At 69.7% G+C, this 26,619-nt stretch carries 21 protein-coding genes; 13 read left to right on the top strand and 8 right to left on the bottom strand.

Annotated elements, in window-relative coordinates:
* Nucleotides 1-23: 23 nt before the first annotated feature.
* Nucleotides 24-1,121 carry a D-alanine--D-alanine ligase family protein gene (locus BJY18_RS14560; protein WP_184780495.1) on the top strand — a complete coding sequence of 366 codons (1,098 nt, stop codon included), beginning with the start codon at nucleotides 24-26 and terminating at the stop codon, nucleotides 1,119-1,121.
* An 89-nt stretch (nucleotides 1,122-1,210) separates the two neighbouring features.
* Nucleotides 1,211-2,551 carry an MFS transporter gene (locus tag BJY18_RS14555; protein ID WP_184780494.1) on the top strand — a complete coding sequence of 447 codons (1,341 nt, stop codon included), beginning with the start codon at nucleotides 1,211-1,213 and terminating at the stop codon, nucleotides 2,549-2,551.
* Here BJY18_RS14555 and BJY18_RS14550 read toward each other — a convergent pair.
* Together BJY18_RS14550 and BJY18_RS14545 are read right to left on the bottom strand one after the other, a co-directional pair.
* Nucleotides 2,532-3,074, bottom strand: coding sequence for a DUF3515 domain-containing protein (locus tag BJY18_RS14550; RefSeq protein ID WP_184780493.1), 543 nt, complete (start codon nucleotides 3,072-3,074; stop codon nucleotides 2,532-2,534). The genes BJY18_RS14555 and BJY18_RS14550 overlap by 20 nt on opposite strands.
* A 19-nt stretch (nucleotides 3,075-3,093) precedes the next feature.
* The gene (locus BJY18_RS14545; protein ID WP_184780492.1) at nucleotides 3,094-3,327 is read right to left on the bottom strand and encodes an Lrp/AsnC ligand binding domain-containing protein; all 234 of its coding nucleotides are present in this window, start codon (nucleotides 3,325-3,327) and stop codon (nucleotides 3,094-3,096) included.
* A gap of 138 nt (nucleotides 3,328-3,465) precedes the next feature.
* Here BJY18_RS14545 and BJY18_RS14540 point away from each other — a divergent pair, with 138 nt between their 5' ends.
* The 5 genes from BJY18_RS14540 to BJY18_RS14520 all read left to right on the top strand — a co-directional run bounded on the left by BJY18_RS14540 (nucleotide 3,466) and on the right by BJY18_RS14520 (nucleotide 7,049).
* Entirely contained in the window at nucleotides 3,466-4,425 is a 960-nt protein-coding gene (locus tag BJY18_RS14540) for a thiamine-phosphate kinase (RefSeq protein ID WP_184780491.1), read from the top strand.
* 35 nt (nucleotides 4,426-4,460) lie between these two features.
* Nucleotides 4,461-4,922, top strand: coding sequence for a GNAT family N-acetyltransferase (locus BJY18_RS14535; RefSeq protein WP_184780490.1), 462 nt, complete (start codon nucleotides 4,461-4,463; stop codon nucleotides 4,920-4,922).
* Nucleotides 4,923-4,942: 20 nt separating this feature from the next.
* A complete protein-coding gene (locus BJY18_RS14530) occupies nucleotides 4,943-5,473 on the top strand; it encodes a gamma carbonic anhydrase family protein (RefSeq protein ID WP_184780489.1) in 531 nt (176 codons plus the stop codon).
* Nucleotides 5,474-5,504: 31 nt separating this feature from the next.
* Nucleotides 5,505-6,182: a uracil-DNA glycosylase gene (locus tag BJY18_RS14525; protein ID WP_184780488.1), complete on the top strand. Its 678-nt coding sequence runs from the start codon at nucleotides 5,505-5,507 to the stop codon at nucleotides 6,180-6,182.
* 75 nt (nucleotides 6,183-6,257) lie between these two features.
* A complete protein-coding gene (locus BJY18_RS14520; protein ID WP_184780487.1) occupies nucleotides 6,258-7,049 on the top strand; it encodes an alpha/beta fold hydrolase in 792 nt (263 codons plus the stop codon).
* Between the two features lie 140 nt (nucleotides 7,050-7,189).
* Here BJY18_RS14520 and rpmB read toward each other — a convergent pair whose 3' ends face one another.
* Nucleotides 7,190-7,381, bottom strand: coding sequence for a 50S ribosomal protein L28 (gene rpmB / locus BJY18_RS14515; protein ID WP_003091970.1), 192 nt, complete (start codon nucleotides 7,379-7,381; stop codon nucleotides 7,190-7,192).
* Between the two features lie 135 nt (nucleotides 7,382-7,516).
* Between rpmB and BJY18_RS14510 the strand changes: the two genes are divergently transcribed.
* From BJY18_RS14510 to BJY18_RS14485, 6 genes are all read left to right on the top strand, one after another.
* Nucleotides 7,517-9,100: a DAK2 domain-containing protein gene (locus tag BJY18_RS14510; protein ID WP_184780486.1), complete on the top strand. Its 1,584-nt coding sequence runs from the start codon at nucleotides 7,517-7,519 to the stop codon at nucleotides 9,098-9,100.
* A 2-nt stretch (nucleotides 9,101-9,102) separates the two neighbouring features.
* Complete coding sequence (recG, locus tag BJY18_RS14505; RefSeq protein ID WP_184780485.1) at nucleotides 9,103-11,256, top strand: ATP-dependent DNA helicase RecG; 2,154 nt, start codon at nucleotides 9,103-9,105, stop codon at nucleotides 11,254-11,256.
* A gap of 414 nt (nucleotides 11,257-11,670) precedes the next feature.
* The gene (locus BJY18_RS14500; protein ID WP_184780484.1) at nucleotides 11,671-12,885 is read left to right on the top strand and encodes an erythromycin esterase family protein; all 1,215 of its coding nucleotides are present in this window, start codon (nucleotides 11,671-11,673) and stop codon (nucleotides 12,883-12,885) included.
* Between the two features lie 594 nt (nucleotides 12,886-13,479).
* Nucleotides 13,480-14,412 carry a S8 family peptidase gene (locus tag BJY18_RS14495; protein ID WP_184780483.1) on the top strand — a complete coding sequence of 311 codons (933 nt, stop codon included), beginning with the start codon at nucleotides 13,480-13,482 and terminating at the stop codon, nucleotides 14,410-14,412.
* 143 nt (nucleotides 14,413-14,555) lie between these two features.
* Nucleotides 14,556-17,930: a pyruvate carboxylase gene (locus BJY18_RS14490; RefSeq protein WP_184780482.1), complete on the top strand. Its 3,375-nt coding sequence runs from the start codon at nucleotides 14,556-14,558 to the stop codon at nucleotides 17,928-17,930.
* A gap of 122 nt (nucleotides 17,931-18,052) precedes the next feature.
* A complete protein-coding gene (locus BJY18_RS14485; RefSeq protein ID WP_184780481.1) occupies nucleotides 18,053-18,850 on the top strand; it encodes an arginase family protein in 798 nt (265 codons plus the stop codon).
* A gap of 1,053 nt (nucleotides 18,851-19,903) precedes the next feature.
* On the opposite strand, the gene BJY18_RS14480 is transcribed toward BJY18_RS14485, so the two are convergent.
* The 5 genes from BJY18_RS14480 to BJY18_RS14460 all read right to left on the bottom strand — a co-directional run bounded on the left by BJY18_RS14480 (nucleotide 19,904) and on the right by BJY18_RS14460 (nucleotide 26,531).
* Nucleotides 19,904-20,296 (bottom strand): GntR family transcriptional regulator, encoded by a 393-nt coding sequence (locus BJY18_RS14480; RefSeq protein ID WP_184780480.1) that lies wholly within the window; start codon nucleotides 20,294-20,296, stop codon nucleotides 19,904-19,906.
* A gap of 15 nt (nucleotides 20,297-20,311) precedes the next feature.
* Entirely contained in the window at nucleotides 20,312-21,052 is a 741-nt protein-coding gene (locus BJY18_RS14475) for a hypothetical protein (RefSeq protein WP_184780479.1), read from the bottom strand.
* 838 nt (nucleotides 21,053-21,890) lie between these two features.
* Complete coding sequence (locus BJY18_RS14470) at nucleotides 21,891-22,694, bottom strand: alpha/beta fold hydrolase (RefSeq protein ID WP_184780478.1); 804 nt, start codon at nucleotides 22,692-22,694, stop codon at nucleotides 21,891-21,893.
* A complete protein-coding gene (locus BJY18_RS14465) occupies nucleotides 22,694-23,671 on the bottom strand; it encodes an LLM class flavin-dependent oxidoreductase (protein WP_184780477.1) in 978 nt (325 codons plus the stop codon). The genes BJY18_RS14470 and BJY18_RS14465 overlap by 1 nt, the downstream gene beginning before the upstream one ends.
* A 739-nt stretch (nucleotides 23,672-24,410) precedes the next feature.
* The gene (locus BJY18_RS14460; RefSeq protein WP_184780476.1) at nucleotides 24,411-26,531 is read right to left on the bottom strand and encodes a HelD family protein; all 2,121 of its coding nucleotides are present in this window, start codon (nucleotides 26,529-26,531) and stop codon (nucleotides 24,411-24,413) included.
* Between the last annotated feature and the right edge of the window lie 88 nt (nucleotides 26,532-26,619).

Genomic DNA, 26,619 nt, shown 5'->3' with positions numbered 1-26,619 from the left:
GTCACCCGGTACGGTGACCGGCTATGAGTGCGGAAAAAACCCGGGTGGCGGTTGTGTTCGGCGGGCGCAGCAGCGAGCACACCATCTCGTGCCTGTCCGCGGGCAGCGTGATCGCGAACCTCGACCCGGACCGCTTCGAGGTGCTCCCGGTCGGCATCACCCCGCAGGGCGGCTGGGTGCTCGGCACCGCCGATCCGGAGGAGCTCAGCATCCAGGGCCGGGAGCTGCCGTCGGTGGAGACCGGGCGCGCGCTCGTGCTCGCCGGTGATCCGACCAGCCGCGTGCTGCGCACGGTCGACCCCGGCCGCGCGACGGAGGTGCTCGGCGGCGTCGACGTCGTGTTCCCGGTACTGCACGGTGCTTTCGGCGAGGACGGCACCATCCAGGGACTGCTGGAACTCGCCGACATCCCGTACGTGGGCCCGGGTGTGCTCGCCAGCGCCGCGGCAATGGACAAGGAATACGCCAAGAAGCTCCTCGCCGCCGAGGGCCTGCCCGTGGGCACCTATGCCGCGCTCCGGCGTGGACAGTCCACAGTGTCCCCGTCCGATCGGGAACGCCTTGGCCTGCCGGTTTTCGTGAAACCCTCGCGAGCCGGTTCGTCGGTGGGCATTTCGCGGGTCACCGACTGGTCCGATGTGGACGGTGCGATCGAGCTGGCCCGTCGCACCGACCCGAAGGTGCTCGTGGAGGCCTCGGTGACCGGCCGTGAGGTGGAATGCGGGGTGCTCGAATTCCCGGACGGCCGCGTCGAGGCCTCGCTGCCGGCGGAGATCCGCGTGCTCGCCCAGGACGAGAACGCTTGGTACGACTTCGAAACCAAGTACCTCGGCGAGGATGCCGAGCTCGACATTCCGGCCAAATTGGACGATGCGGTCACCGAACGCCTGCGTGCGATGGCCGTGGCGGCCTTCCGCGCGCTCGACTGCCAGGGGCTGGCCCGGGTCGACTTCTTCGTCACCGCCGACGGACAGCCGGTGATCAACGAGGTCAACACCATGCCCGGCTTCACGACGAAGTCCGCCTACCCGAAGATGTGGGAGGTCACCGGCGTGGACTACCCGACGCTGCTGTCCACTCTCATCGACACCGCGATCGCCCGCGGCACCGGACTTCGCTGACTCGTCACCCATTACAGTGATCGACTGGTGAGCCGGGCACCCGGCGGCACGTCTCGTGCCGCGGTCCCGGCACGGGCAGGAGGCAGCACGTGCGGATCGCATCCCGGCTCGATCGGCTCCCGATCACCCGCCGGCACCGGTACTTCGTCGCGGTGGTCGGCGTCGCCACCTTCTTCGACCTCTACGACCTCTTCCTCGCCGCGACCATCAGCACGGTCCTGAGCAAGGAGTTCGGCGTCACCGCCGAAACGCTGAAATACGTGCTCGCCTCGGCGTTCGTCGGGGCCTTCGTGGGCGCGGTGTTCCTCGGCCGGCTCGCCGACCGCCTCGGCAGGCGCCGGGCGTTCCTGCTCACCCTCGGCCTGTACTCGGTCTTCACCCTGCTCGGCGCGTTCAGCACCGACGTGTGGATACTCGTGGCCTGCCGGTTCGTCGCGGGCATCGGGATCGGCGCCGAACTGCCGGTCGCGGACGCCTACCTCGCCGACCTGCTGCCCGCGCGCGCCCGCGGCCGCGCGACGGCCTGGGCTTACACGATCGGCTTCTGCGGCGTGCCCGCGGCCGGGTTCCTCGCCCGCGCGCTGGCCGGCCACGCGCCGCTCGGGTTCGAGGGCTGGCGGTGGCTGTTCGTGATCGGCGCACTGGGAGCCGCGATCGTGTGGGCGCTGCGGTTCACGCTGCCGGAGTCACCGCGCTGGCTCGCCGCACAGGGGCGAGAGGACGAGGCCGACGAGATCGTGCGCCGGCTGGAGGACAGCGCGCCCCAGCCGCTGCCCGAACCGGAGCCGGAACCGCCGGCCCCGGAACCGGTCCGGGCTTCCGCCCTGCTGCGCCCGCCGTGGCTGCGGCGCACCAGCATGCTGTACGTCTTCCAGTTGCTGCAGTCCTTCGGCTACTACGGCTTCGGCTCGCTGGTGCCGATCGTGTTGGCGGCCAAGGGCTTCGGCCTCGTCTCGTCACTGACCTTCAGCGCGCTGACGTTCCTGGGTTATCCGATCGGCTCCGCGCTGTCCGTGCCGATCATCGAGCGGCTGGAACGCAAATGGCTGATCGTCGCGAGCGCGGCGGGGATGGCGGTGTTCGGGCTCGCGTTCGGCTACGCCACCTCCGGCGTGCTGATCGCGGTGTTCGGCTTCTGCTACACGGCCGCGAGCAACGTGTTCTCCAACGCCTTCCACACCTACCAGGGCGAGTTGTTCCCGACGTCGCTGCGGGGCACCGCCGCGGGTTCGGCCTACGCGCTGTCCCGGCTGGCCACCGCGGCGATGCCGTTCGTGCTGCTGCCGATCCTGCAGTCGGCGGGTGCCACCACGATGTTCGCCGTGGTCGCGGCCGCGATGGCGGTGCTGATCGTGGACGTCGCGGTGCTCGGCCCGCGCTCCACCGGGAAATCGCTGGAGACGATCGCGGCTAGAACTTCAGGGGCCTGACCGGCAGCTTCGCCGAGACGACGTCGGAGACCGTCTGCAGTGGCCCGGTTCCGGCCGAAGCCGGCACGGTGAGCGCGACGTACACCTCGCGATCGACCACGTACCAGGTGGCCGCCGAGTCCTGGCTGACCTGCAGCCACTGCACGCCGTTGATCACCCGCAGCTGCGCGGTCGAGGTGAGCTCTGCCGGCCGGTCGAGTCCGCAGCGCAGCACCACCGGATCGTCGGTGCCCCAGGCGGCGGTGGCCTTCGGCGCCGGATCGGCGAGCGGGCGACGGTCGAGCTGCTCGCCGTTCGAGGTGAGGGTGGCCGGCGCCGCGCCCAGGAGACCGGCGCAGCCGGGAGTGTCCGCCTGCGGGGCGGGCACGGCGACGAGCGGGAGCGGTCCGTCCGGACCCGTTCCCGCGTCGGTGTCCGGCCGGGTCAGCGCGAAAACGGCGACCGCGACGGCCAGCGCGACCACGAGCACGGACGCGGAGACGAGCACCACCTTCGGCGGTGCCCCGGTGTCGGTGTCTGCCACCGCACCAGTGCACCACGCGTCAGAGATGCACGACCGGGCAGGTCAGCGTGCGGGTGATCCCCTCCACGTTCTGCACTCGCGCGACGACGAGCTGGCCCAGCTGGTCCACGGTGTCCGCGGTGGCACGCACGATCACGTCGTACGGGCCGGTCACATCCTCGGACGTCGTCACGCCGGGCACGCCGGAGATCTCCGCCGCGACCGCGGCCGCCTTGCCGACCTCGGTCTGGATCAGGATGTATGCGTGGACCACGGCGTGCCCTTTCGTCGGTGCGAGCGGTGTCGAGGTAGGAACGGTGTAGGCAAACTAGCGCCGGCCCCGGGAAAAACCTAGGGGATCCGACTGTCGGTGGTCGAGCTAACTCCGGCGAAGAGGAACGGGAGGTGACCGGTGTCACCGGATGAAGGCTCGGTGGCCGGGACGGGTGAGTTCGCCCTGATCCGGCGGATCACCGGGGGACGCAGCCAGCCGGCGTCGACCCTGCTCGGTCCCGGCGATGACGCGGCGGTGCTGGCCGCGCCGGACGGGCGGGTGGTCGCGACCACCGACGTGCTGGTGCACGGCGTGCACTTCCGGCTCGACTGGTCGAGCCCGGAACAGGTGGGGCGCAAGGCGGTCGCGGTGAACCTGTCGGACGTCGCGGCGATGGGCGCGAAGCCGTCGTCGGTCCTCGTCGGTCTCGCCTGTCCGCCGGATACCCCGGCGCAGGTGGTTGCGGAGATCATGGACGGGATGTGGGCCGAGGCGGGCCGTGCGGGCATCGGTGTGTCCGGCGGCGACCTCGTCAGCGCCGATCAGCTCGTGCTCAGCGTCACCGCATTGGGGGACCTGGAAGATCGGGAGCCGGTGACCCGCGCCGGCGCGCGGCCCGGCGACGTGCTCGCCGTGGCCGGGCGGCTGGGCTGGGCCGCGGCCGGGCTCGCCGTGCTGGGCCGCGGATTCCGGTCGCCGGTCGGAGTCGTGAACGCGCAGCGGTGCCCGGAACCGCCGTACGAGGCCGGCCCGCAGGCCGCGCTCGCCGGCGCGACCGCGATGCTGGACGTGTCCGACGGCCTGCTCGCCGACCTCGCGCATCTGGCCGAAGCCTCGGAAGTCGGCGTCGACGTGCAGACGAGCCTGCTCGAGGTCTCCACGAGGCTGCGGGAGGTCGGCAGTGCGCTCGGCGCCGACCCGCTGCGCTGGGTGCTCACCGGTGGCGAGGACCACGCGCTGGTCGCCACGTTCCCGCCGTTCGACGACCTGCCCGAGGGCTGGCGCAAGATCGGCGTGGTGACGATGCCCGGCTCCGGCGTGACCGTGGACGGCGAGGAGTACCGCCACGCCGGCGGCTGGGAACACTGGCAGCAGTGAGTACCCTGCCCGCCCGATCCGATTAGGCTGGTGCGGTGGAGATCCGTGTCGTCGCCTTCGATCACCCCGATGCGGCCAAGCTGACCGCCGAGGTGCAGCAGGAGTACGTCCGCCGGTACGGCACCGAGGACGAAACCCCGGTCGACGTGGCGGAGTTCGCCCCGCCGCGGGGACTGTTCCTCGTGGGTTACCTCGACGGCGTGCCGGTGGCCTCCGGTGGCTGGCGCGCGCACGGGGAATCGGGGAACGTCGAGCTGAAGCGGATGTACGTCGTGGAGTCCGCGCGCGGCAGGGGGTTCGCCCGCGGAATGCTCGCCGAACTGGAACGTGCGGCGCGGGCCGCGGGCGGCCGCGGGGTTGTGCTGGAGACGGGTACCGAGCAGCCGGAGGCGATCGCGCTCTACCGTTCGTCGGGCTACCGCGAGATCCCGGCCTTCGGGTACTACGGCGACCAGCCGGAAAGCCGCTACTACGGCAAGGACCTCGTTCGCGACTGACGGAAGGACCGGAGGCTGCTTTGGCCATCTACGCACTCGGTGACTGCGAACCGACGATCCACCCGGACGCCTACGTGCACCCGGACGCGACCGTGATCGGCGACGTGCGGATCGGCGCGCGGGCCTCGGTCTGGCCGCAGACCGTGCTGCGGGGTGATCACGGGTACATCGAGATCGGCGAGCGGTCGAACGTGCAGGACGGCTGCGTCCTGCACTGCACTTCGCGGCATCCGACGATCCTCGGCCCGTCGTCGGCGATCGGCCACGCCGTGCACGTGGAGGGCGCGACGATCGGCACCGGCTGCCTCATCGCGTCGGGTTCGGTGGTGTTGAACGGAACCGTGATCGAGGACGGCGGCATGGTCGGCGCCGGTGCGGTGCTGTCGTACAACTCGCACGTCGGCCCGGGTGAGGTCGCGCTCGGGGTACCGGCGAAGGTGCGGCCCAACAAGTCGTTCTCCGCCGAGCAGATCGCGATGGTCGTCGACTCGTACGTGCGCCGCGGTGCCCGCTTCCGCGAGGAGCTGCGCCGCCTCGACCCGCCAGAGTGACCACGCGCACTTCGCGCTAGGCTCGCGGGCCGTGACCGCACGAGCGCTGCATGAGATCGTCGAAGCAGGCTGGGCGCAGGCCCTCGAACCGGTGGCTCCCCAGGTCGCCGCGATGGGGGAGTTCCTGCGTGCCGAGATCGCCGCGGGCCGCACGTACCTGCCTGCGGGCGAGCACGTGCTGCGTGCCTTCCAGCAGCCCTTCCAGGACGTGCGGGTGCTGATCGTCGGCCAGGATCCGTATCCCACGCCCGGGCACGCGGTCGGGCTGAGCTTCTCGGTGGCACCGGACGTGCGGCCGATCCCGAAGAGCCTGATCAACATCTACAAGGAGTACACCGAGGACCTCGGCCATCCGCTGCCCGCCAACGGTGATCTGACCCCGTGGGCCGGGCAGGGTGTGCTGCTGCTCAACCGTTCGCTCACGGTGCAGCCGCACAAGTCGAACTCGCACCAGGGCAAGGGCTGGGAGCAGGTCACCGAGCAGGCGATCAAGGCTCTCGCCGCGCGTGGCGGACCGCTGGTGGCCATCCTGTGGGGGCGCAACGCACGCAATCTGCGGCCGATGCTGGGTGCGGTGCCGTGCATCGAATCGGCGCATCCGAGCCCGCTCTCGGCGCACAACGGGTTCTTCGGCTCACGGCCCTTCAGCCGCGCGAACCAGCTGCTCGCCGACCAGGGCGCCGGACCGCTGGACTGGAAACTGCCCTGATCCGGCGTGTCCGGTCCCGGGGCGCGGCTTCGACCACGAAAGTGTGAGCACGGACCCGACCCCAGGAGGACCCCCATGACCGCCACCGTCACTTCCGGCGACGGCACCCCCATCGCGTTCGACACCTACGGGACCGGTTCCCCGGTCCTGCTGGTCGGCGGCGCGGTGACCGACCGGACCACGGTGGCCGCGCTCGCCGCGACGCTGGGTGACGCCGGTTTCCAGGCCGTCGCCTTTGACCGGCGAGGCCGCGGCGACAGCGGGGACGCCCCGGTGTACACGGTCGAGCGGGAGATCGACGACCTCGCTTCGCTGCTCGAGACGGTGGGTGGTTCCGCCGCCGTGTTCGGCCACTCTTCGGGCGCGATCCTGTCGCTGGAAGCGGCCGCCCGCGGCCTGCCGATCACGAAGGTCGCGGTCTACGAGCCGCCGTTCATCGTGGCCGATGAGCGGCAACGCCCTGGTGACGACCTGGTCGACCGGGTGAGCGCGCTGGTCGCCGACGGAGACCGGGACGGCGCTGTGGAGCTGTTCCTGACCGAGGGCACCGGGGCGTCGCCGCAGGCCGTCGCGGAGATGCGAGACGAGCCGGTGTGGGGCTGGTTCACCGGCCTGGCGCACACGCTGCCCTACGACCTGACCGTCTGCGGCCCCGGCAACCGGCTGCCCGCCGACCGGCTGGCCGCGATCACCGTCCCGGTCCTGTCCCTGTCCGGTGGCGCGGGGGAGGACTGGATGACCGCGTCCGCCCGAGCCGTCGCCGCTGCTGTCGCCCATGGCCGACACGAGATCGTCGCGGGCCAGGACCACGGCGTACTCAGCGCCCCGGATTCCCTCCGCGGCCTGCTGACCGGCTTCCTGCGCTGACCGGTCTGCGTCGACTCCCCGAGGCGACGACCACCGGGGTCCAGGCCCTGACAACGGGCCGTAATGCGCCTCCGGAAGGCACCTGAAGCGAAAAAATGGCGAGTGCTCTGCGCGAGCACTCGCCATCCTCAACTCTTCGCTCAGCCGCGAACGACCTTGCCCGCCTTGATGCAGGACGTGCACACGTTCAGGCGCTTGCGCTGGGACACGCCGACCTTGGCGTGCACAGTCTGGATGTTCGGGTTCCACCGGCGGTTGGTACGCCGGTGGGAGTGCGAGACCGACTTGCCGAAGCCGGGCCCCTTGCCACAGACGTCGCACACGGCAGCCACGTCGAACTCCTCTGGATACTGGGACAAAGAATGCGTGCCCGAACGCGCCGGGCAACTCGACCATAGTAACGAGTGGTCTCCGGGCCCTCGCCGCGGGGTCGTTACCCTCGCGGTGACCGGCGAGGAGGTTACGGGGTGCAGGTGCTGGACGCGGTGGCGGTGTCGGAGTGGGCGGGGGCCTGTGTGCGCAGCCTGTCCGTGCTGCGCCCGGCGATCAACGGCATCAACGTCTACCCGGTCGCCGACTCCGACACCGGCTCCAACCTGCTGTACACCATGACCGGTGCGCACGAGGTCCTCGCCGGTGCCGAGCCCGCGGACGCGGCGACGGCGCTGGCGGCGCTGGCGCGCGGCGCGGTCCGGCACGCGCGGGGCAACTCGGGCGTGATCCTGTCCCAGGTCGTGCGGGGGATGGCGGAGTGGGCCGCGAACGGGGGCGACCTCGACGGCGTCGGCCTCGCCGCCGCGCTCGGACAGGCCGACCGGGTCGCCACCGGCGCGGTGAGCCGGCCGGTCGCCGGGACGATGCTCACGGTGTTGCACGCCGCGTCCGCCTCGGTGCGCGGGGAGACGCGGTCGCTAGCCGAGGTCGCGCGCACTGTCGCCGCGGTGGCCGCGTACGCGTTGGAAGAGACCCCCAAGCAGTTGCCCGCGCTCGCCGAAGCCGGGGTGGTGGACGCGGGTGGACGCGGTCTCGTGGCGGTCCTCGACGCGCTCGCGGCGGTGATCACCGGCGAGACCGAGCGGCCCGAGCACGAGCTGGAGGCGGTCGGTACGCCGGAGCCGCAGCCGTACGCGTGGGAGGTCATGTACCTGCTGGAGGACGTCGACGAGGACCGGCTTCCGGCGTTGCGCAAGGAACTGAGTGGCTTCGGGGACAGCGTCACGGTGGCCGGCGACGGCTCGGGCAGTCACGCCGTGCATGTCCACTGCGCCGACATCGGCGCCGCCATCGAGGCTGGGCTGCAGCTGGGCCGGCCACGGCACATCCGGGTCGAGCCGCTGGTCACGCCCACGCCGATCGAGCCGGGTGGTGGCCTGGACCGGTCGGTGGTCGCGGTGGTGCGGGGCGGTGCGCTGGCCGAGCTGCTCCGCGCCGAGGGACTGGCGGTCCTGGCCGTGGCCGACGGCGAGACACCCGGCGTAACGGACCTGATCGGCCTGTTCAACGAAGCAGCCGGACAACACCTGATCGTGTTGCCCGGCGGGCTGGACCTCACCGGCGCAGCGGACACCGCGGCCGGGCATCCGATGGCGGCGGACCGGGACGTGGTGGTGATTCCGTGCGCGTCGCCGGTGCAGGTGCTGGCCGCGCTCGCGGTGCACGACGCGGGCCGCCGGGTGCACGACGACGTGGTCGCGATGGCCGAGGCGGCGGCCGCGACCCGGCGCGGTGAGCTGCGGATCGCCAGAGAGGATTCGCTGACCTGGGTGGGCCGGGCGCAGACCGGGGACGTGCTGGGCCTGGTCGACGACGAGGTGGTGCTGATCGAGCCGGCGCCGGCTTCGGAGACGAACCTCGTCGCGGCGGCGATGGGGGTGCTCAACCGGATGCTCGCGCTCGGCGGCGAACTCGTCACCGTGCTGGGCGGTGCGGACGCCCCGCCGGGCGTGGCCGCCGAGCTCGCCGGGCAGCTGCGGCTGGACCATCCCGAGGTGGAGTTGACGAGTTACGCCAGTGGCCAGCGCGATGCCGTGCTGCTGATGGGGGTCGAATGACGATGGCCGGACTACGTGACGCACTGCCCTTGCTGCTGGGCGCGAAGACGGCGAAGGCGCTCGCCGGCGCTCTCGGCATCGAGACGGTTTCCGATTTGCTGCGGCATTATCCGCGCCGGTACGCCGAACGCGGCGAGCTGACCGACATCGCCGGCCTGGAGCTGGGCGAGCACGCCACCGTGCTGGCGCGGATCGAGAAGATCAGCAAGCGGCGGATGAAGTCCCGCAACGGCACCATTCTCGACATGGTGATCACCGACGGCCGCCGCAGGCTCGCGTGCGCCTTCTTCAACCAGGCGTGGCGGGAAAAGGAGCTCGCTCCGGGCAAAACCGGGCTGTTCGCGGGCAAGGTCACCGCGTTCCGGGACACCCTGCAGCTGGCCAACCCGGAGTACGAGCTGCTCGAACCCGAGCGCGAGGCCGCGGCCGTGGACAACTTCCTTGCCGAGATCATCCCGGTGTACCCGGCCGCGCAGGGAATGCCGACGTGGTCGATCGCGAAGTGTGTGCGGCAGGTGCTCGACGTGCTCGAGATCGGCGACGATCCGGTGCCCGACGACCTGCGCACGCGGCATCAGCTGATCGGCCTGGAGCGTGCGCTGCGTGGTATTCACCGTCCTGAGGACTGGGCGCACCTGGAGAGTTCGCGGCACCGGCTCAAGTGGGACGAAGCAATGGCCGTGCAGCTGATTTTCGCGCAGCGGCGGCATTCCGCGGTGTCGCGCCCGGCGAAGCCGAGCCCGCACACCGACGGCGGCATCCTCGACGCGTTCGACAAGCAGTTGCCGTTCGAGCTCACCGCGGGACAGCGCGCGATCGGCGAAGAGGTCGCCGCCGACCTGTCGTCCGAGCATCCGATGAACCGGCTGTTGCAGGGCGAAGTCGGTTCGGGGAAGACAGTGGTCGCGTTGCGCGCGATGCTGCAGACAGTCGACTCCGGCAGGCAGGCAGCGATGCTCGCGCCCACCGAAGTGCTGGCGGCGCAGCACGCGCGTTCGCTACGGGAGATGCTCGGCGCGTTGGGGATGGCAGGTGAGCTGGGGGCCGCGGAGAACGCAACCCGGGTTACGTTGCTGACCGGCTCGATGGGGGCGAAGGAACGCAAGAAGGCGTTGCTGGACACCGTCAGCGGCGAAGCGGGCATCGTCGTGGGAACGCACGCGCTCATTCAGGACACCGTGCAGTTCCACGACCTGGGCCTGGCGGTGGTCGACGAACAGCACCGGTTCGGCGTGGAGCAGCGGGACGCGCTGCGTTCGCGCGGTGCGGATTCGACCAGCCCGCACGTGCTGGTGATGACTGCGACGCCGATCCCGCGCACGGTCGCCATGACTGTCTACGGTGACTTGGAGACCTCGGCGCTGCGTGAGATGCCGGTGGGCCGCTCACCGATCAAGACCACCGTCGTACCGGTGACGGAGAAGCCGGCGTGGTTCGACCGTGCCTGGGAACGGGTGCGTGAAGAGGTTTCCAAGGGGCATCAGGCGTATGTGGTGTGTCCGCGGATCGGCGACGAGCCGCCGTCGGACAAGAGCGACAAGCGTCCGCCGCTGGCCGTGCTGGACGTGGCACCGGACCTGGCGAACGGTCCGTTGAGCGGTGTGAAGGTCGCCGCGCTGCACGGCCGGATGCCCGCGGACGAGAAGGACGCCGTGATGCGGGCCTTCGGCGCAGGCCAGATCGACGTCCTGGTGGCGACGACCGTGGTCGAGGTCGGCGTCAACGTGCCCAACGCGACCGCGATGGTGATCCTCGACGCGGACCGGTTCGGCGTGAGCCAGCTGCACCAGCTGCGTGGCCGGGTGGGCCGGGGCAGTGTGCCGGGCCTGTGCCTGCTGGTCACGGAGGCACTGGACGGCACGTCGACCCGTGAGCGGCTGGCCGCGGTGGAGTCCACCACGGACGGCTTCGAGCTGTCCCGGCTGGACCTGGAGCTGCGCCGTGAAGGCGACATCCTGGGCGCTGCGCAGTCGGGGAAGCGCTCGGGCCTGAAACTGCTCTCCCTGCTCCGCGACGAGGACGTGATCACCGAGGCGCGCGCGCAAGCGCAGGAAATCGTGGTCGGCGACCCTGCCCTGACCGACCACCCCGGCCTCGCCCAGATGGTGACCGACGTGGTGGACCTGGAACGGGCCGAGTTCCTGGAAAAGAGCTGACCCGTCCCCGGTGGTGGCACCGGTGCCGGGCCGGTGCCAGTGCCGTCGGCAGTGTCAGTGTCATTGCCAACGGCAGTGGAGTTGCCGGTTCGTCGGGTTGTGTGCGGAGCGGTCCGTCACTCCGGTGTGTGGTGTGGTCACGTCGTCGTCGTGTGTGTGGAGCGGTCGTCTCGCTGGTGTGTGGTGTGGCCGGTCGTCGTCGCGTGTGCGGAGCGGTCGTCACGCCGGTTGTGGAGTTGCCGGTTCGCCGCGTTGTGCGCGACGGCCGCTTCGCCGGCGTGTGCGTGAGCGGTCGCCTCGCCGGTGTGTGGTGTGGCCACGTCGCCTGCGAGTCGGTTCAGAGCTGTCGCTTCGCGGGCGAATACTGACAAATCGGTTGCCGTCTCCCGCTGACGTTGCATTAGCGTGCTGCTCATGCCATCACTGAGAGCCCGTTCGCCGCTGTCCGGCGATCTCACGCCGATCACCGACCTCTTCGGCGACGCGCGGATCGTCGCGATCGGTGAGAACAACCACCACATCCGGGAATTCGGTGAGCTTCGTTCCCGCCTGCTGCGCAGTCTCGTCGACGACCACGGATTCACCGTGCTCGGCTTCGAATCCGGCTTCGCGGAGGGTGACCTTGTGCAACGATGGCTGCGCGGCGGTCCCGGTCACGTCGCCGGAATCGCGCGAGACGGGTTCACCTTCACTCTCGGTGACTCGCCGGAGATGCACGAAATGCTCACCTGGCTCCGTGACCGCGGCGGCGTGCACTACTCCGGTCTGGACGTGCCGAGCTCGGGTGGCTCGCCGTTGCCCGCGCTGCATGCCGTCCGGGAGTACCTCCAGGAAGTCGACCCCGAACTCCTTCCCCTGGTAGAGGCCGCGATCACCGCTACCGAGCCCTACGCGGGGGTGAGCAGCGCCGTGGCCCCTGGCCGTTATGAGGCAATGGAGGTCTCGGCACGCGACGCGGCGACGGCGGCTCTGACAACCCTGGCCGCTTACCTCCGTTCGCTGGCGCCCGTTCACCGGCAGCGGAGTGAACGGGACCGTCAGTCCATTGCCGAACATCACGCGATCGGCGCGCTGCGTATTGACGTGTACCTGCGCGAACTCGCAGCCATGATGGCGGGAACAGCCCCGCCGTTGCAGAGCTCTTCGCGCGATACCTACATGGCTGCGACGGTGAAGCTCCTTCGCCGTCTGCACGGAGCAGACACGAAGATCGCGCTCATGGTCCACAACGGACACCTCCAGCGCACGCCGTTCTCGCCGATGCCGAACGTGGCTTTCCCGCCGGCAGGCGTTCACCTGGCCGAAGAGTTCGGAGACGAGTACTTCGCCCTGGGGCTCACGGCCGGCGCCGGAACCACGACCGGCTTGGAACCCGACGAACGAGAGCGCCTCGGCTTCCGCGTTTACGAGCAGGAACTTCCGCCGCTGGCTGAGGGCAGCGTCGAAGCCGCCCTGGACGGTGCAGACGCCTGCGTGGTCGATGTGCGGCAAGACCGGACGAGGGACGAGCCGGGGCCATCGAGCATCCGGCACGCGCACATGTTCACGCCGGTCGATGTCGTGCACGCCTTCGACGCGCTCGTCTACCTGCCGAACATGTCGGTCAGCGCCCACGTGTCGCCCGCGTAAGCGACCATCGGCCGTTTCCGGGCGACAGCGACCGAGCGGCGGTACACCTGATCGGCACAGACTTATGTGTTGGCGAGCCGGCGTCGCGAGCCAAATTCCCCGCGCCGAAACACGCGACGCCATCCACGTACTTGGCGAACCACGCGGCGCCATCGCCTGCCCCACTCTCATGGGGTCCGGCCCCGCACCTCTTGTACGCGAGCGTGCCGAAGCACTACACGGCCGCCCCGCTTTCGCTGACGGCGTAACCAGCACGCGCCTACCGTGGTGAAGCGGGCTCGTGCACCGCGAAGCACTCGTCGCCGTTCAGAAGCCACAGTCACATCCCAGCCCTTGCGATCTACGTCCCATAGATCTGCATCGCCGCGCCCCTCGGCAGCGACCACCGCGTCCCTTGGCGGCGACCACCGCGCCCCTTGGCAGCGATCACCACGACCCTTGGCCAGGAGATCGAGGTCCGGTTCTCAACCTCCGTCGTACCAAGATCGCCATGCCCACTCGCCACTGTGCGGCCACCGAGAGCCTTTCCCGAGGGACCAGCCCATCGTGTGACCCCGAGTTGCCGCTCGACGGCGACCGGGATACGACCCTGGCATGCGGAACCGAGCGGCGCGTGGTCCTTTTTCGGCAATTATGACGTTTCTGCTGGTCACCGGACTCCAGGTGCCGGCTCAGGCGGCGGGAGGAGCTCAAGCCAACCCGCCGAGCTGGGCGCTCGACCGGATCGACCAACGCACCGGCCTCGACCAGAAGTATCACTACGATTCCGATGCCGCGGACGTCACCGTCTACGTGATCGACAGCGGCGTCGACGCCAAACACCCGGATCTGCAAGGTCGTGTCCTGCCCGGTAAGGATTTCCTCAGCGGCGGCACGGACACCTCGGACACCAACGGACACGGCACCCGGGTCGCCGGAATCGTCGCCGGCCGCGGCTACGGCGTCGCCAAGGCGGCGCAGATCGTCCCGGTCCGGGTACTCGACCAGGCCGGCGGCGGTTCCACCGACAACATCATCGCCGGCCTCGACTGGGTCGCGAAGAACGCGCACCAGCCTGCGGTCGCGGTGCTCGGGATCGGCGGCGTGCCCAACGACCAGCTGGACAAGGCCGTCGGTGACCTGGCCGCCGTGGTGCCGACCGTGGTCCCGGCCGGCGAGGGCAGCACCGACGCGGCCCAGATTTCGCCGGCACGTGTCTCCTCCGCGCTCACGGTCGGGGCAAGCGACGTGCAGGACCAGGTCGCGAGTTTCTCGAACTTCGGGACGCCGATCGACCTGTATGCGCCCGGCGTCGACGTGCCCGCGCCGGTCGCCGGCTCCCCGGACGCCGGTACGTTGTCCGGCACCTCGATGGCCGCGGCGGTGGCGGCGGGAGCCGCGGCGGTCTACCGAGCCGGGCACCCGGACGATTCGCCATCCAGCGTCGAAACGGCATTGGTGCAGGCCGCGACGCCGAATGTGCTCAAGAACGTGCCTTCCGGATCGGCGAACCGGCTCCTGTGCACGTTGCCCGCGCCAGGTCGCTGAGTGTTGCGTGGGCGCGAAGACCCCCGGCATCATGCACGCAGGTCGGCGCGCATGATGTCCATCACTTGGACTACAACTCCCGGACAGCGGGAACAACCGGGTAACGTGCCTTCGATACCGATCCGCGACCGGAAGGACCGGGCATGTTCCGCAAGGTGCTGGTGGCCAACCGCGGGGAGATCGCCATCCGGGCGTTCCGCGCAGGCTACGAACTGGGGGCGGGCACGGTCGCCGTGTTCCCGCACGAAGACCGCAACTCGCTGCATCGGCTGAAGGCCGACGAGGCCTACGAGATCGGCGAACCGGGCCATCCGGTCCGTGCCTATCTCTCGGTCGAGGAGATCGTCAAGGCCGCCCAGAAGGCGGGTGCCGACGCGGTCTACCCGGGTTACGGCTTCCTGTCGGAGAACCCCGACCTCGCCCTGGCCTGCGAAGAGGCAGGGATCACATTCGTCGGCCCGAGCGCGGACATCCTCGAACTCACGGGCAACAAGGCACGCGCGGTGAAGGCCGCGCGGGAGGCCGGCGTCCCGGTACTCGGCTCTTCGCAGCCGTCGAGTGACGTCGACGAACTGGTGGCCGCGGCCGACGACCTCGGTTTCCCGGTGTTCGTCAAGGCCGTCGCCGGCGGCGGTGGGCGTGGTATGCGCCGGGTCGAGGACCCGGCCCAGCTGCGCGAGTCCATCGAAGCGGCCGCGCGCGAGGCCGAGTCCGCCTTCGGCGACCCGACGGTGTTCCTGGAGAAGGCTGTGGTCGAGCCGCGGCACATCGAGGTACAGATCCTCGCCGACGGCGAGGGCAACGTGATCCACCTCTTCGAACGTGACTGTTCCGTGCAGCGGCGACACCAGAAGGTGGTCGAGCTGGCGCCCGCGCCGAACCTCGACCCCGACCTGCGGGACCGCATCTGCGCCGACGCCGTGCGGTTCGCCCGCCAGATCGGCTACCGCAACGCCGGCACCGTCGAGTTCCTGCTCGACCGGCAGGGCAACCACGTCTTCATCGAGATGAACCCGCGCATCCAGGTCGAGCACACGGTCACCGAAGAGGTCACCGACGTCGACCTCGTGCAGTCCCAGCTGCGCATCGCTTCCGGCGAAACCCTCGACGACCTCGGCCTTTCGCAGGACAAGATCTACCTGCGCGGCGCCGCGCTGCAGTGCCGCATCACCACCGAAGACCCGGCGAACGGTTTCCGCCCGGACATCGGCATGATCAGCGCCTATCGTTCCCCCGGCGGTTCCGGCATCCGGCTCGACGGCGGCACCGCCTTCTCCGGGACCGAGATCAGCGCCCACTTCGACTCGCTGCTGGTGAAACTCACCTGCCGCGGTCGCGACTTCCGCACCGCGGTGGGCCGTGCTCGCCGTGCAGTGGCCGAATTCCGTATCCGCGGCGTGGCGACGAACATTCCGTTCCTGCAAGCCGTGCTCGACGATCAGGATTTCCGCGAGGGCCGGGTGACCACGTCGTTCATCGAGGAACGGCCGCATTTGCTCACCGCACGCCACTCCGCGGACCGCGGCACGCGGCTGCTCACCTACCTCGCCGACCAGACGGTGAACCGCCCGCACGGTGAACGTCCGCGCACACCCGACGCCGCGACGAAGCTGCCGAAGCTGTCCGAGCTCGCTCCTCCGGACGGTTCCAAGCAGAAGCTGACCGAACTCGGCCCGGCAGGTTTCGCGAGCTGGCTCCGCGAATCGCCGTTGCTCGGCGTCACCGACACGACCTTCCGCGACGCGCACCAGTCGCTCCTCGCGACACGAGTCCGCACGAAAGACCTGCTCGCCGTGGCGCCGGTGGTCGCCGCGACCGTGCCGCAGCTGCTGTCCCTCGAATGCTGGGGCGGCGCGACCTACGACGTCGCACTGCGCTTCCTCGCCGAGGACCCGTGGGAACGGCTCGAACAGCTGCGCAAGGCCGTACCGAACATCTGCCTCCAAATGCTGCTGCGGGGCCGCAACACAGTCGGCTACACGCCTTACCCGACTGAAGTCACCACTGCGTTCGTCGAGGAGGCGACCGCGACCGGTATCGACATCTTCCGCATCTTCGACGCCCTCAACGACGTCGAGCAGATGCGGCCGGCCATCGAAGCCGTTCGCGAGACCGGCACCGCCGTGGCCGAGGTCGCTCTTTGTTACACCTCCGATCTCTCTGATCCGAACGAGAAGCTCTACACGCTCGACTACTACCTCAAACTGGCCGAGCAGATCGTGGGCGCCGGCGCGCACATCCTGGCGATCAAGGACATGGCCGGTCTGCTCCGTGCGCCCGCGGCGGCTCGGCTCGTGACCGCGCTGCGCAAGGAGTTCGACCTGCCGGTGCACATTCACACGCACGACACCGCGGGTGGCCAGCTGGCCACCTACCTGTCCGCGATCCAGGCCGGCGCGGACGCGGTGGACGGCGCCGTCTCGTCCATGGCGGGCACCACGTCCCAGCCTTCGCTCGGCTCGATCGTCGCGGCCACCGATCACTCCGCTCGTAGTACCGGCCTCGACCTGCAGGCGATCGGCGACCTCGAGCCCTACTGGGAGAGCGTCCGCAAGATCTACGCACCGTTCGAGGCCGGCCTCGCTTCGCCGACCGGTCGCGTGTACCACCACGAAATCCCGGGCGGTCAGTTGTCGAACCTGCGCACGCAAGCCATCGCGCTCGGGCTCGGCGATCGCTTCGAGGACATCGAGGCGATGTACGCTGCGGCCGACCGGATCCTCGGCCACCTCGTGAAGGTGACGCCGTCGTCCAAAGTGGTCGGCGACCTCGCCCTGCACCTCGTGGGCGCCGGTGTCACCCCGGCCGATTTCGAGGCCGAGCCGAACCGGTTCGACATCCCCGATTCGGTGATCGGGTTCCTGCACGGCGAACTGGGCGACCCGCCTGGTGGCTGGCCGGAACCGTTCCGCACCAAGGCGCTCGAGGGCCGTTCGGCGGCCAAGCCGGTGACGGAACTGTCCGAAGAGGACCACAAGGAACTGACCGATGATCGGCGCGGCACGCTGAACCGGTTGTTGTTCCCGGGGCCCACCAGGGAATTCCTTGTCCATCGTGAGGCCTACGGCGATACCAGCGTGCTGCCCAGCAAGGACTTCTTCTACGGTCTGCGCCCGGGTGAGGAGTACTCCGTCGATCTCGAACCCGGCGTCCGGCTCCTCATCGAGCTGGAAGCCATCGGCGAGGCCGACGAGCGGGGCGTGCGTACCGTGATGTCCACCCTCAACGGGCAGCTCCGGCCGATCCAGATCCGTGACCGCTCCATCGCCTCGGACATTCCGGTCACCGAGAAGGCCGACAAGGGCAACCCGAAGCAGATCGCCGCGCCGTTCGCCGGCGTGGTGACGCTGCAGGTGGCCGAAGGCGACCAGGTGGAGGCCGGAGCGACCGTGGCAACGATCGAGGCCATGAAGATGGAAGCGTCGATCACCGCTTCGGCGGCAGGCAAGGTCGGGCGGTTGGCGATCACCTCCGTTCAGCAGGTCGAGGGTGGAGACCTCCTCATCGTGCTCGAGTAGCGGTCCGCCGCGCCAGTTTTGTTTGTAGCGATGGGCCCTTTCGCACCGACGTCGGTGCGAAAGGGCCCATCGCTACAAGCTGGACTCGCCATGGCGGCGGTGATCGCGCTAGCGTCGATCTCATGCTGATCAACGCGGTGCCGCAGTGGCAGGGCGCGATCGGTCCCCGGGCTCGGGGGCTGGTCGAGGGCTGCCTTGCGCTTTCCGAACTGGCCGGGCACGTGCTCGGCCTGCCGGTGCACCACGTCCGCCAGGACACCGCGGCGTCCGGCGTCGTGGCCGGTATCGCCAACCGGACGATGCTCACCGGCCCGAACCGGCAGGCACATCTGACTGCCCTGGAAGCACCGGAAGGTCCGGTGCTCACCATCGGCGGCGACTGCGGCGTGGAGCTGCTTCCGGTCAGCGTTGCCCGTTTCCGCTACGGATCCGGCCTCGGCGTCGCATGGTTCGATGCGCACGCGGATCTCAACACTGCGGGCTCGTCGCCCTCGGGCGCCTTCCACGGCATGGTTCTGCGCTCGTTACTCGGAGAGGGGGACAAGGAGTTCTCCGCAGAGCCGGCGGTTGAACGGGGCCAGGCGGCGCTTTTCGGTACTCGCCACTTGGATCCTGAGGAGCAGCGCGCCATCACCGATGGGCTCGCGGTGCGAACCGAAGACGTCACCGGCTCGTTGCGCGCGGCCGGCGTGGACCAGGTCTATCTGCACCTGGACTTGGACGTCCTCGATCCCGAAGAATTCGGCGGGGTGAACTGCCCGGAGCCGGGTGGTCGCTCGATCGGAGAACTGGTCGCGGCAGTCGACGAACTGTCCGGAATGGACGTCGTCGGCGCAGGTATCACGGAGTGCGTGGGCACGGAGATTGGCGTTTTGGAACCGATCGTGGCCGCAGTGGGGAGGGTGCTGACGAGAAGCTAATTCAGTCACGTGTTCGCGCCGAGGCCGGTCTTTCCAGTCTCGTCCGGTGAGTGAACCGCGGGACCGCACGGGCAGAAGGAGGTGTGCCCGCAACCGTGTGGGAGATGGTTCGCAGAACGGCGAAAACCGCGCCGGCCGGATGGGCGACGGGAAGCTGCTCCGGTCGCTCTTGACATCAGCTTTCCGGGAGCGCACCTGAAGCTGATCGGATTGCCACAGCTGTGTGAGCAACTTTGATCATTGTGGGTCGCGTACTCGGGAGTGACGCTGATTGCCGGCAAACGGCTGCCGGAAAGCCCGATGCTGGGGTTACCGCTGCGCGAGCTGCTTGACCAGAGCTACCTTGTCGACATTGCCTACCCCGGGGCCGGCTGCTCGTAGCTGCTCCGGGGGAGCTGAGACGTGGGCGCTCGCCTTGCGGGAGCTCGTCGGCTGTGTTGCTTCGCGGGCTTGTCCGTGTGGACGGCTTCGTTGGGCTTAGCCGCGCGCCGCTTTGCGGTTCAGCCGCGTGTGGTGGCTTTGCGGGACTTAGGGTCTGCCCAGAGTCTTAGTCACACGCGCGCCGCTGTGCGGGTTCGTCCGTGCGTGGTGGCTACTGGGCTTGACTGGGCGCTGCTTCGCCAGGTTTGGACGCCGTCGTGGCTGCTGAGCTTGGCTGTGTGCGCTGTTTCGCTGGATTTGGCCGCGTCGTGGCAGCTGAGTTCTTCTGCGCTGCTTCGTCGGGGCCTGGCTGGCTACGGCGTCTTGCGGCAGTTTGGTCGTCCGCATGGCTTCGTGTGGCTTGGCCGCCTGCGGTCGCTGTGCGGGAATCAGCTGGCTGTGGTTGCTGCGCGGTCATTCGTCCGGCTGCGGTTGCCGCGCAGTGGATCAGTCGAGTGCAGTCGCTTCGCGGGTTTCAGCCGTGCGCACCGCCATGCGAGGGTTTTCTGTCTCCAGCAGCTTCTCGGGGGAGCGGATCGCGCGAGCGGTCGGCCATCCGGTGTCCAGTTACGACACACGGTTGCTGGGGGGCGAGTGTCTGAGGTTCCCCCGCTTTCACGGAGAGCACCGGCCTCAGTGCCGCGGCGTGTCCGCGCTGGCGTTTTCCAGCGCCAATCGGACGGCGTCGACAGCCGTTGCCTGCTCGACGCCGAGTTCGCGGGCGCGAAGTGCGTACTCGGTGGCGGCGTCACGCAGTAGCGTGGCGGGCTCCGGCCGTTTGGCCGGTCCGGTGACGATGGTTCCGCGTGCCCGCGCGGTTGTCACCCAGCCAGCGGTCTCGAGTTCGCGGTAGACCCGGGCCACGGTGCCGGACGCCAGCCCGAGGTCGCGGGAAAGTTGCCGGATCGGCGGCAGTCGCGCGTCGCGGGGGAGCGCTCCGGTCGTGATGGCGCGGATGATCTGGTCGTGTACCTGGCGCCACGGCGGAACGCCGCTCTCGGCGTCGACGATCACTCGTAGCGGCATCTAGTGGGCCGTCATCTACCGTGCCGTCGCGGCGGTGGCTCGATTCTTCTTCGACTTCCGCGGTGGCGGGCCCGCTATCGCGGAGAACGCGGCGAGCGTCACCACGAACGCCAAGAACGTCGGGAACGAGTTCCCGTTGGTCCAGCCGACCATCGCGGCGGTCCCGGTTGCGAGGCCGAGCGCGACCCGCGCGCTGCGGGTTCGCAGCGCCATGTCGACTTGGCCGTCGCCGGTGGAGGGCCGGCGCACCGCGAGGAGCACGATGACCCACGCCGCGGCCGCCACGACGAGGACCAGGCCGAGCAACGGCCATTGCCCCGAAACGGCGAGATGGACCACAGCGGCGAGCTCGGCCAAGCCGGCGACGACGATCGCCCACAGCGGGGCGAAATCGAGTACCCGGCGAGTGGTGAGCACAGCTTCTCTCCGCGGTTGCCGCGATGGACGCTGCGCGACTGCTTCGGCAATGAGCCCGCCGAGGAGCACCACGATCACGAACAAGCCGATGCCGTCGGCCGTCGGAAACGACTTCGGCTGCGGGATGAGAGGAAGCCCGATGAACAGCCACGGATACCAGAAGCGGCGGCGGCGCAGGTAGCGCACCGCGACGGCCACCTGGTCCGGGTTCGGCTCGGGCAGGCCCCACTTGGTGAGCAGCCGGGCACCTTGCCGATCGCCGGGCCACAACACGATGAGGATGGCGAGGCCGAACAAGCCGGCAAAGATCGCAACGGCCAGTGTGTTCTCGAGGGACATGGTGAACTCCTCATCCTTGTATCAAGCACATGCTACAAGACGACTGGTGACCTTGCCATGCAGTGGCCACCGATCGGCGACCGGTTGTCGCCGATGAACGGCAACGGCTGAAGGGGACACGACAGTGCGCCCGGCTGCGGCCGGGTGGGCAGCGGCAGGCTCTACGTCACTGGACCGCGTGCTGAGCGAAGCTCGCGGGGCCGTGCGGTGGGCGGGGTCTTGCGGTGGGCGGGGCCGTGCGAGGTCGGCGGGGTCTTGCGGTGCTGTGGCGGGCGAGGTTTCGCACATGTGGGGCTGCATAGTCGACTGAGTCTTGGCAGCTGGTGTGGTGGATGGGTCAGTTGGCTGGGTACTGCCTGGGACGCCACTCCTGGATCGTGATTGTGAAATCCCGTACCGAGCACGCCGGCATCGACAGCGGTGAGGGATTCCACGGGCGACTGCTGTGGGCGGTGCAGATCCAACGAGCGGGTACTTCGGACGCAGACATCCCGTGCATCGGTACGTCGCGCAGCAGCTGCTCCGTAGCTGAGTAATGCCGGCCAGTAGGGACTCATCCGACGGATCTTCGGCTGGGGGCAGCGGACGGCGCGCCAGCTCCCAGCAAGCCAGCCCGACGGGCATCCCGGCTGCAGGGGTTTAGCCGAGGGCGCTCCGGCTGTAGGGGTTCACGGGACGCGTACTTCAGTTCGCAGCAAACCGCCGACGGGCACTCCAGCCAGCAGTGACTCAGTCGAGGGAATCTCCGGCGGTAGGAGTTCAGTGGACAGGCGCTTCAGTCCGCAGCGAACCGTCGGAGGGCGCTCCGGGCTGAAGGAACTCAGCTGGCCGCAGCAGGTCAGCGGGCGAGCCAGCGGTGCAGTACGGCGGTGAGGGCGGCCGGCGCGTCGAGCTGGATCAGGTGGCCGGCGGCGTCGACGAGTTCCAGTCCGGCGTCCGGGATCAGTTCGGCGAGGCGGTGTGCGCGGTCGGCCGGGATCCAGGTGTCCTCGGTGCCCCAGACCACCAGCGTTGGAAACGTGATGTCGCCGTAGTGTGGTTCGATCTCGTCGGTGTAGCGCTGGTCCGCCTGGGCGATCTGCCGGTAGAACGCGGCCTGTCCGGTCTCGCCCAGCCAGGGGCGGGTGAGCAGGTCGTGCGCCTCCTCCGGGAGGGGGCGGTGTGCGGCGCCCGCGATGTACTCGCGTACCAGCGCTTCGTGCAACGTCGGCGGTAGCTGGGCGAACACCGCCGCGTTGTCGGCGACGAGGCGGAAGAACTCCGACCCCCACGGTGCGAGCGCGACGACGTCCACGAGGACCAGCGAACGGTAGCGCGCGCCGTGCAGCAGGTTGGCGCGCAGGCTGACTGCGCCGCCGTAGTCGTGTGCTACGACGTCGGGCTCGGTCAGGCCGCAGTGCTCCAGCAGCGCGGCGAACGTCTCGCCCTGCGCGGCCAGCGAAACGTCCTGCCCCTCGGCCATCGTGGACTCGCCGTAGCCCGGCATGTCCCACAGGTACACCGTGTGGTCCCGCGCGAAGGTGCGGGCGATCGGCTCCCACAGCTTCGACGACCACGGTGTGCCGTGACAGAACACGAGCGGCGGCCCCGCCCCCTGGCGGGACCACCGCACGTCCTGGCCGCGCCAGGTGAAGACGGGCATCAGTTCGTGAGATCCGCGACGATCTCGTACGAGCGCACGCGGTCGGAGTGCCCGTGGACCATGGTGGTGACCATCAGCTCGTCCGCGTCCGTGTCGGCGAGCAGCTGCTCCAGCCCCTTCCGGACGGTCTCCGGCGAGCCGATGATGCCCGACCCGAAGCGTTGCGCGAGAAACGCCCGGTCCGTCTCCGTGTACGGGTACTCCGCGGCTTCCTCCGGCGTCGGCAGGGCGATCGGCCGGCCACGGCGCAGGCTGAGGAACGTCAGGCCGCTCGGGCCGGCCAGGAATTCCGCGCGTTCGTCGGTGTCGGCGGCCACCACGGAGACGCCGAGCATCACGTGTGGCTCCGAAAGCACTTCCGACGGGCGGAAGTTCTCCCGGTACAGCCGCACGGCCGGCAAGGTGTTCTCGGCCGCGAAGTGGTGCGCGAACGAGAACGGCAGACCGAGCCGTCCGGCGAGCTGCGCGCTGAAGCCGGACGAGCCGAGCAGCCACACCGCGGGCTTGTTCCCCTCCGCGGGCACCGCGTTGACACCACGCGCCGGGTCGTGGTCGAAGTAGTCGACGAGCTCCATCAGCTGCTCGGGGAAGTTCTCCGCGGACAGCCCGCCCGGGCCGCGCAGCGCGAGCGCGGTGCGCTGGTCGGTGCCCGGGGCACGGCCGAGCCCCAGGTCGATCCGGCCGGGGTGGAACGCCTCCAGCGTGCCGAACTGCTCGGCCACCACCAGCGGCGCGTGGTTGGGCAGCATGATGCCGCCCGAGCCGACCCGGATGGTTTCGGTGGCATCGGCCACGTGCCCGATCAGCACCACCGTGGCCGAGCTGGCGATGCCCGGCATGTTGTGGTGCTCGGCGAGCCAGTAGCGCTGGTAGCCGAGCCGTTCGGCGTGCCGGGCGAGGTCGATCGTGTTGCGCAGTGCGTCGCCGACCCCGGCCCCGTCCGAGACGGGGGAGAGATCGAGCACGGACAGGGGCACGTCAGGCAGCGAAGTCACATCCGGGTGCAACGCACGATGGGCCGGTTCCCTTCCCGGGATCTCGCTCGTGCGTGGGTGACGTTGCCTCTCGATGGCGTCAGAGGCGTGGCGGCCAAGCTGGAGCCGGGGTGGGCATGAGCAGTTTGCGGGGTTGCAGCGGGTGAGGACGTGGTGGTTCCTCGGGTACTTGCCGTTGAGTGGCGAGGCTGCAGGATGGTGTCGGGGTGCTGGTGGCCAGCCCGGGCCGGGGTGGGCATGAGCAAGTTGCGGGGTTGCGGCGCGCGGTGACGTGGTGGGTTTCCGGGTCGTTGCCGTTGAGTGGCGAAGCCGCATGATGGCGTCAGGACTCTGGCGGCCAGGCTGGAGCCGGAATGAGCACGGTCGAGTGGTGGGGCTGCAGCGCGCGACGAGGTGGTGGCTTCTCAGATCTTCGTCGCTGAGTGGTGAAGCCGTGACGAAGGCGTCAGGACGCTGGTGGCCAGTTCCGGGCCGGGGTGAGCACGAGCAGGGTGCGGGGCTGTAGTGGGTGATGAGGTGGTGGGTTTCCGGTCCTTGCCGCCGAGTGGCGAGGCTGCAGGATGGTGCCGGGGTTTGGTGGTCAGGCTGGGGCCGGAGTGGGCACGGCCAGGTTGTGGGGCTGTTGCGCGCGGTGACGTGGTGAGCAAGAGCAGGTCGTGGGGCTCTAGTGCGCGACGACGAGGGTGGCTTGCCCGGGCCTCGCCGCTGAGTGGCGAAGCCGTCAGGACGCTGGTAGCCAGTCCGGGTCCGAGGCGAGCACGATCAGATGCTGGGTGGCGCGGGTGAGCGCCACGTACAGCACCCGGCGCCCGGTCGAGGACTCGGTGACCAGCTCCATCGGCTCCACCAGCACCACCGCGTCGTACTCCAGGCCCTTCGAGTCGAGGCTGCCCACGACTTTCAGACGCTCGTCGGCCTGACCGCTCAGCCAGCCGCTGACCTCGCCGACGCGGTCCATCGCGGTGATCACGCCCACGGTGCCTTCCACCGCGCCGAGCAGCTCCTTGACCGCGGCCTGCGTGGCCGTCGCCAGCGCCGCGGCGTCGACCGGCCGGACCTCGGGGGCGATCCCCGTGGTGCGCACCGCCGCGGGCAGCTCTTCGGCCTGCGCGTGCCCGGTCACCACCTTCGCCGCAAGCTCGAAGATCTCCGCCGAATTCCGGTAGTTCGTGCGCAGCGTGTACCGGCGACGGGCGGTCTTCGTCCCGAACGCCTGGTCCCGTGCCTGCGCCGCCTCGCCGGGATCCGGCCACGAGCTCTGCACCGGATCGCCCACCACGGTCCAGCTCGCGTACTTGCCGCGGCGTCCGACCATGCGCCACTGCATCGGCGACAGGTCCTGCGATTCGTCGACCACGACGTGCGAGTACTCGTCGTAGTGCTCCGGACGGTGCGGGGTACCGCCGCCGGTGCGGTCCGGCTCGACCTCGACCACGGTCTGCCTGCGACGGCGCTTCGGCTCCGGCCCGACCAGGACGCGCAGCTCGTCGAGCAGCGCCACGTCGGCCACCGACCACCCCCGCGCCCGGTCCGCGAAATCGGCCGCCAGCAGGCTGATCTCGGCCCGGCTCAGCACGCCCTTCGCGGCCGCGGCGAGCCGCTTCTCCTCGCCCAGCCACTTGAGCACCTGCGCCGGGTACAGCACCGGCCACCACACGACCAGGAAGCGGTGGAAGTCGATCCGCTCGCCGAGGTCGGTGATCAACTCCGCGCGGTCGATCTCCTTCCCGTCCGCCTTCGCGTACTCCTCCGCCTTGTCCGCGAGCGCGGCGAGCAGCAGCTCCGCGACCCGTACGCGGGAACGGTTCGGCGGCGCGCCCTGGGTGTGCGCCTTGCGCCGCACCTTCTCCAGCTCCCGCCCGGCGAGCTTCAGGACCTCGCCGCGGTAGACGATGCGCAGCTCGTCAGGCGCCTCGGGCGGCGTGTCCCGCAACGCGCGCAGCAACACCTTCCGCATCCGCAGTGAGCCCTTGACCGCCGCGAGCGCGGAGGTGTCCTGCCGGGTCGCTTCGAGCCCGTCGAGTACTTCGCCGAGCGCGCGCAGCTCGACGTTCGTCTCGCCCATCGACGGCAGCACGCGCGAGATATAGCTGGTGAAGACGCCCGACGGCCCGATCACGAGCACTCCCGCACCGCCGAGCTGACGGCGATACCTGTAGAGCAGGTACGCGGCACGGTGCAGGGCGACCGCGGTCTTGCCGGTGCCCGGGCCACCGGTGATCTCCGTGACCCCCCGCCACGGTGCGCGGATGACCTCGTCCTGCTCTTTCTGGATCGTGGCGACGATGTCGCGCATCTTCTCGCCGCGCGCACGACCGAGCGCGGCCATCAGCGCGCCTTCGCCGACGATCTGCATGTCTTCGGGCACGGCGTCGGCGATCAGCACGTCGTCGTCCACGTCGAGCACGTTCTGCCCGGAGCAGCGGATCACGCGGCGGCGCACCACGTCCATCGGCTCCTCGGCGGTGGCCTGGTAGAACGCGGCAGCCGCCGGGGCGCGCCAGTCGGTGACGAGGTTGTCGAACTCGGTGTCGCGGATCCCGAGCCGGCCCACGTAGATCCGCTCGCGGTCACGATGGTCGAGCCGGCCGAACACCAGGCCCTCGTACTCCGCATCGAGCGTCTGCAGGGTCTGGTTGGCGTGGTAGACCATCATGTCGCGCTCGAAGAGCATGGAGGCCTGCTCGAAGATCGCCTCGCGCTGGGCGCCCTGGCCGAGTTCGTAGCCCTTCGCCCGCATCGCCTCGGCCTGGGCACGCAGCTCCGCCAGCCGCGTGTAGACCCGGTCGACGTGCGCCTGCTCGACGGCGATCTCCGCCCGCCTCACCCGGGGTTCCGACACGCAACGCTCCTCAACAGCTCGGTCGCCTCTGCAGGGCGAACGACGACTCTACGCGCCCGCGCGTGCGCGAGATTCACCAAGTCCTGCC

The organism is Amycolatopsis jiangsuensis (assembly GCF_014204865.1).
GTDB classification, from domain to species: domain Bacteria; phylum Actinomycetota; class Actinomycetes; order Mycobacteriales; family Pseudonocardiaceae; genus Amycolatopsis; species Amycolatopsis jiangsuensis.
The sequence above is the reverse complement of the archived record's forward strand: the minus strand, read 5'-3'. Positions and strand labels throughout refer to the sequence as shown.